The following is a 12,031-nucleotide window of genomic DNA, read 5'->3' on the forward strand; positions in this document are numbered from 1 at the left end:
CTCCTAAATATTCCGTTCTACCACTCTAAGCTTTGCTGATCTCGCACGGTTGTTTTCCGTAAGTTCTTCCTCGGATGGGAGAATCGGTTTTCTTGTTACTAGCTTCATTTTCGGCTTATATTCATCTGGAATAATCGGTAACCCTGGCGGCAGTTCTGGACCTTTTGCTTGCTCGGTAAAAATTTGCTTCGTGATGCGATCTTCCAACGAGTGGAAAGTGATGACACTGATGCGTCCACCTGGTTTTAGCAACTCCATCGCGTCTTTTAGAGAATCTTCCACCGCGCCTAACTCATCGTTCACAGCAATTCGAATCGCCTGAAAAACGCGTTTGGCAGGATGTCCACCTTTCCTTCTGGCTGGTGCTGGAATCGCAGCTTTAATGCAATCTACCAACTCACCTGTCGTCTCAATTGGTGCTACTTCACGTCTGCGTTCAATCTCGCGCGCTACTTGCTTGGAGAACTTCTCTTCCCCATATCGGAAGAAAATGCGAACCAAGTCCTCGTACGGCCAATCGTTCACAACATCTCGTGCTGTAAGTGGTGCGTCCTGATCCATGCGCATATCTAGCGGCGCATCTTGGTGATAACTAAATCCACGTTCCCGCTCATCTAGTTGCGGCGATGACACACCTAAATCATATAAAATGCCATCCACCTCTGTGACACCAACTTCTAGCAATGCTTCCTTAATATATCTAAAGTTGCTTTTGATAAACGTCACTTGTCCTGCATACTCACTCAGTCGCTCTTTGGCGTGCGCTAGCGCTTTGCTATCTTGATCAAACGCAAATAAATGCCCTGATTCCGAAAGCTGGCTCAGCAAATACGCACTATGCCCCGCACCACCTAACGTACAGTCAACATACACACCATCTGGCTTTATATTCAGATTATCTACGGTTTCCTTTAATAAAACTGTTTCATGTTGGAACATGGTTGTTGCCCTCCTTTTAAATATCAAAGCCAATCATATTTTCGGCAATATCAGCAAATGATTCCTGCGCATCATCGTAGAACGCATCCCATTCCGACTTGCTCCAAATTTCAATACGACTCGCGACCCCGACAATCACTGTTTCCTTCTCAAGCGCTGCGTAACTCGTAAGGTTCGACGGAATATTCATCCGTCCCTGCTTATCAAGCTCACACTCTGACGCCCCTGAAAAGAAAAACCGAGTAAAAGAACGAGCATCTTTTTTAGTTAGTGGGAGTGTCTGGATTTTCTCTTCTACTTTCTTCCACTCATCAAGCGGATAAGCGAAAAGACATTTATCAAGCCCTCGGGTTATGACAAATTGGTCCCCTAATTGTTCACGGAACTTCGATGGCACGATTAAACGGCCCTTTATATCAATGTTATGTTGATATTCGCCCATGAACATAGTCCATCCCCACTTTCTTATTCCCTACTTTACCACAACTCCCCACTTCGCACCACCAAAAACTGCAGAAATGCATAAAAAATATAAAAAGGGCTCCGCAGAACCCACGAAACCCCCTGCTATATCAATGTTTTTCAGAAAGTGGTGACAAGGTGGGAGGAAATGAAGCGAATGCAAAAAATACTACAACTTTCCTGCAATTTAAGCGTCAATTAATGTGGAGTTTATTTTCATGTGCAATAATTATGTATGAAAGGAGGAATAAGGATGCGAAAATGGCTATTATCAACGTTAACAATCCTCATTCTGACGCTCACTGCCTGCACGTCAAGCGCCAACACACCCCCACCAAAAGAAGATGCGAAAAAACAAGAAGTGGAGGAAAAACCAATGACAAATAATAACGAATTAAATCAAGACTTACTACAAGCAATCGCGACACAAAATATAACAGAAATCAAAACCCTTCTCGAACAAGGTGCCAAAGTCGATGTTGTTAATAACAAAGGCGAGAGCGGCTTACTCATCGCAACACACCATAACAACATCGAAATGGCGCAACTTTTCTTAGATCACGGTGCCAATGTGAACTTGCAAGACCACATACAAGATAGCCCATTTCTTTATGCCGGAGCAGAAGGCCGCACAGAAATTCTGAAGCGCATGCTATCGCACAACCCCGACTACACATTAACCAATCGTTACGGCGGCACAGCACTAATCCCCGCCGCTGAAAAAGGCCATTTGGCAAACGTCGAACTTCTATTAAAAGAAACAACGATTGATGTGAATCATATTAACAAACCCGGCTGGACAGCACTTTTAGAAGCCATCGTCTTATCAAACGGCGGCAAAACACAGCAACAAATCGTTCAAGCTCTACTAGAAAACGGCGCTGACCCTAATATTGCCGATGCAAACGGCGTCACCCCACTAGCCCATGCGAAACAACACGGCTATAAGACCATCGCAGATTTATTAATATCGCATGGCGCCAAATAACACAAAAGAGACATCTACCATTCTCTGCGGTAAATGTCTCTTTCTTTATAACCCTTGCTTCACGCTGACCGTTTTTGGTTTTAGAGCCATTGCCGTCAGCATAATTCCAACGGCACCACACAGCAAGATAAACACGCCCATCCCATATTTGCCAATGTACGGTGCGAAAATCAAACTCCCAGCACCGATTAATTTTCCAATTTGAAATACGAAGCCGTTAAATGCCATATACGTCCCGCGCATTCGCTCATCCACAATGTCTGCCAAAATCGTCTGACGCGTTGGTACATAGAGCAATTCTCCAACCGATAATACGACTGTTGCACCGAGCAATACCCAAATACTACCCGCCACCGCACAAATCGCAAACCCAATCGCAAAAAGACCAAATCCGACATACATCCATTTTTGCAACTCACGGGTTCGAACCCATTTCGCAAACGGTGCTGTGAAAAAGACAATCATCAACGTATTCACAAGCGTCAACACACTAAGTAATTTTATACCATCAAAGGCAATATCCGAAAAGCCAAAGAAAGAATACAAACCTGGCGGAAAAATATCGGCCAGTCGCACAGAAATGAAGTTATTCCGCTGAAATTCAATCGATAACACTGCAATGCCACCAAGCGTAAAAAGTAAAAAACGTAAATCATACATAATTTTCCGATAACTTCGCAGTAAACTTTTCAAACCTATCGTATCTGTCGCTTGTATCATACTAAAATCAAGTGTTTCTGAAATCAAAGCAATCGTCAGCCAAGTTGTAATCAGCGAAAGCACAAGCAAAGCAATCAACATTTCAAATAAATAACTCTGGAATAGCCAGCCACCAATGACAACGCCAATCGTAACCGACAAGTTATTCGCCCAGTAATTAATCGAGTACATAAACGCCCTGACTTCGCGCGTGCTCACATCAATCAACATCGCGTCACTTGCTGGAACCGTCATCCCTTGTGAAACCGCGATAAGCAGCAACGCCACAAACGTAATCCAAGGTGACACAAACAACTGCGAGTTCACCAAAAGCATTACCGCAAAGCCAACGACCTTCGTCCATTCGCCCCAAACCATCAGCTTGCGTCGTCCGATATGATCCGCCAAATGCCCCCCATAAATACTAGCTACAAACTGAACCGCAATATTTAGCATCAACAAAATACCTGCAATCCCGACATTAATCTCTTTCGAAAAATAAATCGCCATAAACGGAAAAATCATCGAACTGGCTAACTTACTTAAAAACGAAATCGCAATCCGCGCTTTAATGTTCGGGTGTAACTCTTTAAACATTGACTTCACCTCCTAAACATAGTATAACTAGTTTTAAAAAGAGGAAAAAGGGATACTTATAATTTCTTTTGTCCCCTTTTAGTATTAGGAGGTTATTCCAATGCAGGATATGCGTTACTACGAAATGCGCGCGTTTTTATTCGAGCGACAAACAGCGAACAGTGTTCCTTTTACGTTACAGGAGCTCGCCGATTTGTGGGAATGCAGCACGAAAAATGCGAAGCGTAAACTAAAACAATATCAAGCGCTTTCTTTATGTGTGTATGAGCCTGGCAGTGGGCGCGGCAACATGTCGAAGCTGACTTTCTCGCAAGACTTCCAAGACGAAATCGATCAATTCATTCGTGCCGCAGTAGAACAGGAAAACTTAGATAAATTGCTCATTTTGCTACAACTCAACATTCCGCGCGACTGGTTTAATGCCGTTTCAAGCCAAATCAACGAACTTTTTGGCCTGCAAAGTAAAGACAATGACCAAGACGTACTTCGTTCCATCATCGCCCGTCCGTTCAGCGTTTTAGACCCATTGCACACCGCCATCAATATGGAAAGTTCCTTGCTGACCCAACTCGGCGACCCACTCGTTCAATTCGACGCTACAAACCAAACGATAAAACCGTGCATCGCGCACTACTGGACATCCGAGAACAACCATACCACGTGGACATTCTACTTACGAAAAGGCATCCGCTTCCATCACGGCCGCACCTTAACGAGCCAAGACGTCCAACACACACTCGAAAAAGCGATGCAAAAAGGCACCGTAGCCTACTGGCAACTACACGATATCCAACAAATCGAACGCCCCTCCAATTACAAAATTACGATTCAGCTTCATAAACCCAATCCATTTTTTATCCGCTACCTTTGTTTAGGCGCCCTCGTCATTTTACCGTACGATGTTCCTTTTGACGAATATAAATGGGTTAGTACCGGGGCTTTCAAAATCGCCGAACGAACACCAAAGAAGCTCGTACTAGAAGCCTTTGATAATTATTTCCTAGAACGCCCACTGCTTGACCGGATTGAGTTTTGGCTCGTCGAAAATCAGCGCAAACCGATGGCTGTCATTACGCATCTCGGCAACGAAGAAAGCGAGGACTATACTGACTATGCCGCAAAAGACTATGGCGTCAATATCATCACCTTCCATTTCGAACATTGCCTATTCGCACGCCACCCCGCTTTTCGCGAAGCTATGTTTCACGCTTTAAACCCAAAAGACATGTTGCAAGCAATGAAAGACATCGAAAACGTCGAAGCCTCCAGCTACTTCATCCAGAACTCCAAACCCCAACAACGAGACCCGAGCAAAATCAAAGCCCTATTAAAAAAAGCAAACTACAACGGCGAACCGCTACAATTTGCTGTCTTCTCACACGTAAAAACAGTCCAACAAGGAAAATGGCTCGTCACACACGCCGCCAAATTCGGCATTCAACTCCAATTGCGCATTATTGATTTAAGCTCCCAATTTTACGATAAAATGTTGTTTGACGACATCGACATGAGCATGGGTGGCGATGTCCCGTCTTATGACATCGAAGTAGCCTTCATGGACTTTTACAGCAATCCAAATTTAGCACCACAACGCTATTTAGCCAAAGAGGACCTCGCGCATATCGAGACATTGCTGCAACAAGCAAGACAATTCGAGAATCAGAGAGAACGTTACGCCGTATACGAGCAAGTCGAAAGCTACACCCGCGATAATCACTTGCTCTTATTCATGGAACACATCACCAAACACCAACAAATCCATTCCATGATCCAAACCGAAGAAAAACATCTCTACGGCCACCTAAACTTCAAAACATTGTGGATCAAATAAGCCTCACAAAACGAGAAAAACACTTTTGATAATGCCATAAACGAACAATAACAAATACAAAATCGCAAACGTAAAGAAACAAATGCGCCAGTAACCACGAATCACTTTGCGGAAATTAATTTCTCCTTGCGACTTCGCGTAAAGCGCTACAAAGGCAATTCCCACCAAGAATAACAACAACAAAATATACAACAAAAACGAGCGATCAAACAAGATTATCATGAAGAAATGCACCGCCAAAATCAGAAAAAACGTCGTCACATCCGCACTTCGTTTCACAGCTTTTGGCGTTCTTTTTGTCATGTATTGCGTCACCATAAACGTTATCGTAAAAATAAGCACAGGCGCCACAATAACAAGCGCCGTCACATTCGTCAACCAATTCACTGTAAGTACTCTCCTTCTAGCCCCTTCACTTGAGCATATAAAATCTCCGAAATCAGCGCTTCCTTCCCTTGCTGTTTCGCCAAACGAATCACTGCCCCTAAAATGCTATCAATCTCCGTTCGCCGCTTCTCCATCACATCCGTCGCCATCGAAGAATAGTTCATCGCCGTAGCCTCGCAAACCGCAGTTAGCCTTTCAAACCACTGCTCATCACGCTTCAACACATCCGCAACCTCGCGACCAAATTTTTCAAACACTTCATAAAAAAACGCATTATGTATCAACGCACCATTGCGCACGCTCAAAACAGCCGTCAACGGATTCACCACCGCGTTTATTAGTAACTTATCATACAACATTGCTTCAAAATCAGACTTTTCTACAAAAGGAAACCCAGTTTGTCCCATCAAGAAATCACGCAATCCAGCCTCCAAATTGCCACGAAAAACCGCCCAATTCGTCCGTCCCACACCACGCCATTCCACACTAGCGCCGTCCAATTTTCCAGCCCCATGTTCACAAGTCCCGACCAAAACCGTCTCATGCCCTAAGCTCTCCAACCACTCCAAGTGCCCAATCCCATTTTGCAAAAACAACAGCGGCGTCTGCATCGGAATCTCCCGAATCATCTCCGCCAAATCCGGCAACTGATACGACTTCACCGTAAAAACAACCAAATCAAGCCTCTCAAAATCCGCCTCTAGCACCGGCACCGCTTGAACAGCAACACGAGTCTCGCGCCCATCCCGAACTACCGTCACACCACCACGCACACCAATCAATTCCGCCTGTTCCACAGTACGCGTATAAACTTTCGCACCTAACAACCCAGCATACAAAAGCCCCAAAGCTCCCGCACCAACAACACCAATCCTACAACCCACAAGCTCCACCTCTTCACAACCACGATATATCTATTTTAACAAACTGCCCTCTATTTTGCATTTTTTAATGAACCTGTTCAAAAAAATAAACAAAAAAGATTGAGACAGCTCAAAATAAAGAAAAACCGCCCAGCCATTTAATTTTTTGGGGTAAGACGAAAAATCCTGCTTCACACAAATCGAGCGAAAGCGTTTGCAATCAGCGATTTTGGTGGAAGCCGGAAGCGGAGCATACTTACGTATGTGAGAACCGGAAGTCCACCAAAATCGCTGATTGCGAGCGCTTGTCGCCGATTTACTACGCCTATGATCTACACCCCTAGGAAAAATAAAAAACCAGAAGATCCATGGCGTCTTCTGGTTTTTTATTTGACAGACGTACGTATCGCCTGTTTGTTTACGCAATTAGTTGCTTTCTACTACTTCTTTGCCGTTATATTGACCACATTCAGGACAAATACGGTGAGAAAGTTTGTATTCGCCACAACTTGGGCATTCTACCATACCAGGCACTTGTAATTTGAAGTGCGTACGACGCTTGCGTTTTTTTGCTTTGGATGTTCTTCTAAAAGGTACTGCCATTTCCATACACCTCCTTCGTGATTTAACGGATATCTCCATCAACCACAATCCATTTAAGAAAATCTCTTCTCTTAAAATATATTCCAGCTCTTAGAATTAGTCTTCTTTCTTATCAAAGAAATCAGCTAATCCCGCAAGACGAGGATCCACTTTCGGTTCTTCTTGTATTGCTTGTTGTTCCAGTTCTTCTTCTGTCACGACATTCCAATCCTTACCTTCTGACAACGCATTTTCTACATTATCGCTGTAAACTTGCATCGGAATTTCTAACAAAAGCAGTTCTTCCACTACTGGCAACGCATCAATCTTGTCACCATCCATCATGTGGTGCATTTCATCGAGCACGTTCTCCTCTTTGTTCACATATGTTTCCACAGATTCGATGTGATACGGATAAATAACATCTTCAAATGTTCTCGCACACGGCAATGTAAAAGTTCCATCTAAAACAAGGCGAATCACAACACTATCTTGACGAACCGTAATATCTCCAGTTACACGCACAAGGCTTGCATCTCTTACATCATGATTATGTTCCTTCAAGTAAGTCGTTACATCGATTTCTTGTTCAAGCGGCATCTTTTTGCCACGATATTTCTGTAGTTGAATTAATGACCATTTCATAGTTTATCACTCCAAGCGCAACAAAAAATATTATAGACTTTTCTAAGCCTTTTGTCAATCCCTATTTCTCTAACGAACCATGTTATCATGCGCGATTTTATGGTATTCTGGAGATATTAGAAATTGAGGCTGGGAAAAACAGGACGAAAAAACTTTACTTTTACTTCAAAATTCGACTGCGTTTGCCAAACCTAAGTGTGTCAACGAATGCTTAGTTCCTAGGCAAAAATAAGTACCGGAGCGGCGTGTACGACTTGTACATAAGCACCGGAATGGAATTTTTAACGACGAAAATGAGTATTTGTCGATACACTTAGTATTATTGTGACATGGAGTGATGAATAATGAAAGCAACAGGACTTATCGTGGAGTACAATCCCTTTCATAATGGGCATTTACTACATCTGAACGAAGCTAAAAAGCAAACCGGTGCAGAGGTTATCATCGCTGTGATGAGCGGCTCTTTCTTGCAGCGCGGCGAACCAGCTTTACTGCCAAAATGGGAACGGGCAAAAATGGCTGTCGATGCTGGCCTTGATTTAGTCGTGGAACTTCCTTTTCATTTTGCGACTCAACAAGCGGCAATTTTCGCAAATGGGGCTGTGGAAATTTTGGCGGCGCTCGGCGTATCCTCGATTTTTTTTGGAAGCGAAAATGGGGATGCAAAAAGTTTTTCAAAAGCGGCTAGCGTAATCTCTGGACAAAACGATGCGTTTAAGGCTGCTATCCGTCGATATTTGGATGATAAGACACATAGCTATGCCACGGCATGGAACTTGGCAATTCGCGAGCTAGCGCCCGATTTAGCGCTTGATTTAACGCAACCTAATAATATTCTAGGTTTTCACTACACACTTGCTGCTGTCAGCCAACAAGTTCCCATCACTATGGCAACAATGAAACGCCAAAATGCAGCCTATCACGACCATTCGCCATCCCATCAATCCATCGCAAGCGCCACAGCAATTCGGCACATGCTTTTAAAAGACGATTTAGCGGCTGTTTCGCAATACGTTCCTGAAACCACATTCCGCATCCTACAGAATTACCAACAAACACACAATTTCGCGTCATGGCACCATTTCTGGCCACTCTTAAAATATCAGCTCATCACCGCATCAACCGAACAATTACAACAAATTCGCGGCATCACCGAAGGCATCGAAAACCGCCTACAAAAAGCCGCCCTGCACGCTGATAACTTCGAGGATTTCCTAGTCCAAACCGTCACCAAGCGCTACAGCAAATCTCGCATCCATCGCACTGCCTTACAAATTCTCATGCAACAACAAGAAGCAGAAGTCCCATCCCAGAACTACATCCGCATCCTCGGCATGTCAGCAACCGGCCAGCGCTACTTGAACCACATCAAAAAAGAAATACCATTACCGCTCGTAAGCACGATGTCCAAAGCAAACCCAGCACTTATTCAAAACGACATTCGCGCAACCCAACTCTATTCGCTCGCACCAACATTGTCCGACCAAATACAGCGCGACTTCCAAACCCCTATCTACCGAAAAAATCCTTAATCAGCGCGATTAAGGATTTTTTCATCTTATTTTGCTTTCACGGTTTTCAAATAATCGAGTGCATCTTGGAATGTCTTCACAGGAACCACTTTCATTTTCGAATCGATTGCTTTAGCTGTTTTCACCGCTTCTTCGTAATTACTCACAGCGCCCGGTTCCACTTTCTTCAGCTCTGCAGTCACCGTATCATCTGGCGCAAAGAAAATCTCTGCATCCGCACGATCCGCCGCGACGATTTTTTGGTCAATCCCGCCGATTCTGCCGACATTTCCGTCCACATCAATCGTTCCCGTACCTGCGATATTACGTCCTTTCGTCCAGTCCGTATCACCGAAATGATTATAAATTTCTAGCGTGAACATAAGACCCGCAGAAGGTCCGCCAATTTTATCAGAATCAATCTTTATTTTTGGATCGGTAACTAACTTCTGATCATCGACGAGCGAAATACCGATTCCGGGTGTGCCTTTTTTATCAATATCAATCAATTCAATCGACGCTTTCTCCGATTTATCTTCATGTTTGTAGCTCACTTCGACTTTATCGCCGACTTTTTTGCTACGTACATATTTAATAAATTCAGCGCTAGACGCAAAGGATTTCCCGTCAATTGCCGTGATCAAATCCCCTGCCGCAAGGTATTTCGCAGCTGGCGCATCCGGCATGACGCTAAGTACATACACACCACGATACTCCACTTTCACCGATTTCCCCGCCGCTTTATATGCTACTTGAATCGCATTGTTTTTCGATTGGTTCATGAGTGATAATTGACGAACATTGTATTCCTCATCCGTTTCATGTTCCCCACGAACATCGGATTCTTTCTCAAGCTCCTGATACGGCAACACTTTCGCCGCTAAGTAAGAATAAATATTGGCCTGCCCCATCGCAATCGTCACTAACCGAAACACGCCTTTGCCATTACTCGAATACCCTTCCACCGACACCAGCGGATCCAATTTATCTGCACTACCAGGCCTCGTGACATAGTACGGAAGCGGTACAAAGAACGCCACCACCAAAACTAACACAATAAGCCCAGCTAAAAGTTTTTTCCAATTTCGTCTAATCATCCTTATTTCTCCTGTATTCCTAGTTTATCTAGCAACGCCTGATGCACGACTGGCGGCACCAATTCCGCGATATTCCCATTGTACTGCGCAACTTCTTTTACAATACTCGAACTTAAAAACGAATACTGCGAACTCGTCATAATGAAAAACGTCTCGATATGATCATCCAACACACGGTTCATCGACGTAATCTGCATTTCATATTCAAAATCACTAATCGCCCGCAATCCGCGCACAATCACATCGGCTTCCTTCTCCTTGGCATAATCCACAAGCAATCCAGAAGCACTCTCCACGCGAACATTCGGCAAATGTTTCGTCACCTGCTCCATCAAATAAATCCGTTCCTCCACATCAAACAACGACTTCTTCGACGAATTATTCAAAACCGCCACATACAGCACATCAAAAACTTTCGCAGCACGCGTAATAATATCCAAATGCCCATTCGTAATCGGATCAAAACTTCCCGGACAAACCGCAATCTTATTCATTCTCAGCCACTTCCTTCACATATTCAAATAACGAAAGTACCGTAATCCCGTAACGTTCTTCGCGAAACTTCTTGAATCCCGCAATCGCTTCTGGCAATACCGCATCCGCATCATGCTCACACACAACAAGCGCGTCCTCATTCACAAGTCCAAGCGCGTCCAACGACTCCATCAACTGCTCTAGCTGCTGTTTCTTGTACGGCGGATCGAGAAACACCAAATCAAACGCCCACTCATTTTTCGCCAAAACTTTCAGCGCCCGTTTTGCCTCATTTCGAAAAACATGCGCCTGGTCCTCCAAATGACACGCCGACACATTCAAATGCACCGTCTTAATCGCTGCCTGCGCCTGATCAATAAACACGCACTCCGAAGCCCCACGGCTCAGCGCCTCTATCCCTAATCCGCCACTTCCAGCAAACAAATCGAGTACTTTCTCGCCATCAAAAAACGGCCCAATAATCGAAAACAGCGACTCTTTAATTTTATCCGTCGTCGGTCTCGTATTCGTTCCTGGAACAGCCTTTAGCGAATGGCCCTTCCTGCTCCCTGCAATAACTCGCATCTATGTACCCTCCTTAAAACATAAAACAGCACAACCCAACCTCAAAAAACGAGGTCGAATCATGCCGCGACAATTATTAAATACTAATTTGTACGTCTTCCATGCGGTCACGAAACTTCATGTCTTTCTTCGATTCGTATTCGGTGTTTAAAAACGGCCGATACGATAATTCCACACGTTTCACATAATGGAATCGCGATAACTTGGCTGAAATCTCTTCCACGTCCACCATATCGCAATAAAGCACCGCATATTTCAATTTTCGAGAAACATAATGCACATTTCCAAAACGCTTCAAAGAACGCACTTGCTTCAAATGATTCATCCAAATGATAATCGATTGGCGTTCATTCTCCATTGCTTATTTCCCC

Annotated in this window: 14 protein-coding genes; 3 read left to right on the top strand and 11 right to left on the bottom strand. The window is 44.1% G+C overall.

The window, feature by feature from the left end; translation table 11 throughout:
- Window positions 1-3 precede the first annotated feature (3 nt).
- Window positions 4-939 (bottom strand): 16S rRNA (cytosine(1402)-N(4))-methyltransferase RsmH, encoded by a 936-nt coding sequence (gene rsmH / locus EP57_RS08925; RefSeq protein WP_036085916.1) that lies wholly within the window; start codon window positions 937-939, stop codon window positions 4-6.
- Window positions 940-955: 16 nt separating this feature from the next.
- Window positions 956-1,387, bottom strand: a complete 432-nt coding sequence (gene mraZ / locus EP57_RS08930; RefSeq protein ID WP_036085917.1) for a division/cell wall cluster transcriptional repressor MraZ — start codon at window positions 1,385-1,387, stop codon at window positions 956-958.
- Between the two features lie 267 nt (window positions 1,388-1,654).
- Here mraZ and EP57_RS08935 point away from each other — a divergent pair, with 267 nt between their 5' ends.
- Complete coding sequence (locus EP57_RS08935; RefSeq protein WP_173405085.1) at window positions 1,655-2,389, top strand: ankyrin repeat domain-containing protein; 735 nt, start codon at window positions 1,655-1,657, stop codon at window positions 2,387-2,389.
- A 45-nt stretch (window positions 2,390-2,434) separates the two neighbouring features.
- On the opposite strand, the gene EP57_RS08940 is transcribed toward EP57_RS08935, so the two are convergent.
- Window positions 2,435-3,685, bottom strand: coding sequence for an MDR family MFS transporter (locus EP57_RS08940; protein WP_036085918.1), 1,251 nt, complete (start codon window positions 3,683-3,685; stop codon window positions 2,435-2,437).
- A 100-nt stretch (window positions 3,686-3,785) separates the two neighbouring features.
- Between EP57_RS08940 and EP57_RS08945 the strand changes: the two genes are divergently transcribed.
- Window positions 3,786-5,516, top strand: coding sequence for an ABC transporter substrate-binding protein (locus EP57_RS08945; RefSeq protein WP_077916822.1), 1,731 nt, complete (start codon window positions 3,786-3,788; stop codon window positions 5,514-5,516).
- Window positions 5,517-5,519: 3 nt separating this feature from the next.
- On the opposite strand, the gene EP57_RS08950 is transcribed toward EP57_RS08945, so the two are convergent.
- From EP57_RS08950 to EP57_RS08970, 4 genes are all read right to left on the bottom strand, one after another.
- Complete coding sequence (locus tag EP57_RS08950; RefSeq protein ID WP_036085919.1) at window positions 5,520-5,903, bottom strand: DUF3397 domain-containing protein; 384 nt, start codon at window positions 5,901-5,903, stop codon at window positions 5,520-5,522.
- The gene (locus EP57_RS08955; protein ID WP_052167619.1) at window positions 5,900-6,787 is read right to left on the bottom strand and encodes a ketopantoate reductase family protein; all 888 of its coding nucleotides are present in this window, start codon (window positions 6,785-6,787) and stop codon (window positions 5,900-5,902) included. Before EP57_RS08955 ends, EP57_RS08950 begins: the two co-directional genes overlap by 4 nt.
- Window positions 6,788-7,192: 405 nt before the next feature.
- The gene (gene rpmF, locus EP57_RS08965; protein ID WP_036085922.1) at window positions 7,193-7,369 is read right to left on the bottom strand and encodes a 50S ribosomal protein L32; all 177 of its coding nucleotides are present in this window, start codon (window positions 7,367-7,369) and stop codon (window positions 7,193-7,195) included.
- Window positions 7,370-7,465: 96 nt separating this feature from the next.
- Complete coding sequence (locus tag EP57_RS08970) at window positions 7,466-7,993, bottom strand: YceD family protein (RefSeq protein ID WP_036085923.1); 528 nt, start codon at window positions 7,991-7,993, stop codon at window positions 7,466-7,468.
- A gap of 344 nt (window positions 7,994-8,337) precedes the next feature.
- On the opposite strand from EP57_RS08970, the gene EP57_RS08975 reads away from it, so the two are divergent.
- Complete coding sequence (locus tag EP57_RS08975) at window positions 8,338-9,525, top strand: nucleotidyltransferase (protein ID WP_036085924.1); 1,188 nt, start codon at window positions 8,338-8,340, stop codon at window positions 9,523-9,525.
- A gap of 26 nt (window positions 9,526-9,551) precedes the next feature.
- Here EP57_RS08975 and EP57_RS08980 read toward each other — a convergent pair whose 3' ends face one another.
- The 4 genes from EP57_RS08980 to EP57_RS08995 form a co-directional block, all read right to left on the bottom strand.
- Complete coding sequence (locus EP57_RS08980) at window positions 9,552-10,598, bottom strand: SepM family pheromone-processing serine protease (RefSeq protein WP_036086201.1); 1,047 nt, start codon at window positions 10,596-10,598, stop codon at window positions 9,552-9,554.
- A gap of 5 nt (window positions 10,599-10,603) precedes the next feature.
- Window positions 10,604-11,095 carry a pantetheine-phosphate adenylyltransferase gene (coaD, locus tag EP57_RS08985; protein WP_036085925.1) on the bottom strand — a complete coding sequence of 164 codons (492 nt, stop codon included), beginning with the start codon at window positions 11,093-11,095 and terminating at the stop codon, window positions 10,604-10,606.
- On the bottom strand, window positions 11,088-11,660 hold the full coding sequence (gene rsmD, locus EP57_RS08990) for a 16S rRNA (guanine(966)-N(2))-methyltransferase RsmD (protein WP_036085926.1): 573 nt from the start codon (window positions 11,658-11,660) through the stop codon (window positions 11,088-11,090). The genes coaD and rsmD overlap by 8 nt, the downstream gene beginning before the upstream one ends.
- Window positions 11,661-11,736: 76 nt before the next feature.
- On the bottom strand, window positions 11,737-12,018 hold the full coding sequence (locus EP57_RS08995) for a DUF2129 domain-containing protein (RefSeq protein ID WP_036064215.1): 282 nt from the start codon (window positions 12,016-12,018) through the stop codon (window positions 11,737-11,739).
- Window positions 12,019-12,031: the final 13 nt, after the last annotated feature.

Origin of the sequence: Listeria booriae, from assembly GCF_000766865.1 — a bacterium.
Classification (GTDB): Bacteria; Bacillota; Bacilli; order Lactobacillales; family Listeriaceae; genus Listeria_A; species Listeria_A booriae.

Excerpts from the sequence above, each read along its gene's own strand:
- rsmH (WP_036085916.1), bottom strand. The coding sequence starts at position 939 with ATGTTCCAACATGAAACAGTTTTATTAAAGGAAACCGTAGATAATCTG.
- mraZ (WP_036085917.1), bottom strand. The coding sequence starts at position 1,387 with ATGTTCATGGGCGAATATCAACATAACATTGATATAAAGGGCCGTTTA.
- EP57_RS08935 (WP_173405085.1), top strand. The coding sequence starts at position 1,655 with ATGCGAAAATGGCTATTATCAACGTTAACAATCCTCATTCTGACGCTC.
- EP57_RS08940 (WP_036085918.1), bottom strand. The coding sequence starts at position 3,685 with ATGTTTAAAGAGTTACACCCGAACATTAAAGCGCGGATTGCGATTTCG.
- EP57_RS08945 (WP_077916822.1), top strand. The coding sequence starts at position 3,786 with ATGCAGGATATGCGTTACTACGAAATGCGCGCGTTTTTATTCGAGCGA.
- rpmF (WP_036085922.1), bottom strand. The coding sequence starts at position 7,369 with ATGGCAGTACCTTTTAGAAGAACATCCAAAGCAAAAAAACGCAAGCGT.
- EP57_RS08970 (WP_036085923.1), bottom strand. The coding sequence starts at position 7,993 with ATGAAATGGTCATTAATTCAACTACAGAAATATCGTGGCAAAAAGATG.
- EP57_RS08975 (WP_036085924.1), top strand. The coding sequence starts at position 8,338 with ATGAAAGCAACAGGACTTATCGTGGAGTACAATCCCTTTCATAATGGG.
- coaD (WP_036085925.1), bottom strand. The coding sequence starts at position 11,095 with ATGAATAAGATTGCGGTTTGTCCGGGAAGTTTTGATCCGATTACGAAT.
- rsmD (WP_036085926.1), bottom strand. The coding sequence starts at position 11,660 with ATGCGAGTTATTGCAGGGAGCAGGAAGGGCCATTCGCTAAAGGCTGTT.
- EP57_RS08995 (WP_036064215.1), bottom strand. The coding sequence starts at position 12,018 with ATGGAGAATGAACGCCAATCGATTATCATTTGGATGAATCATTTGAAG.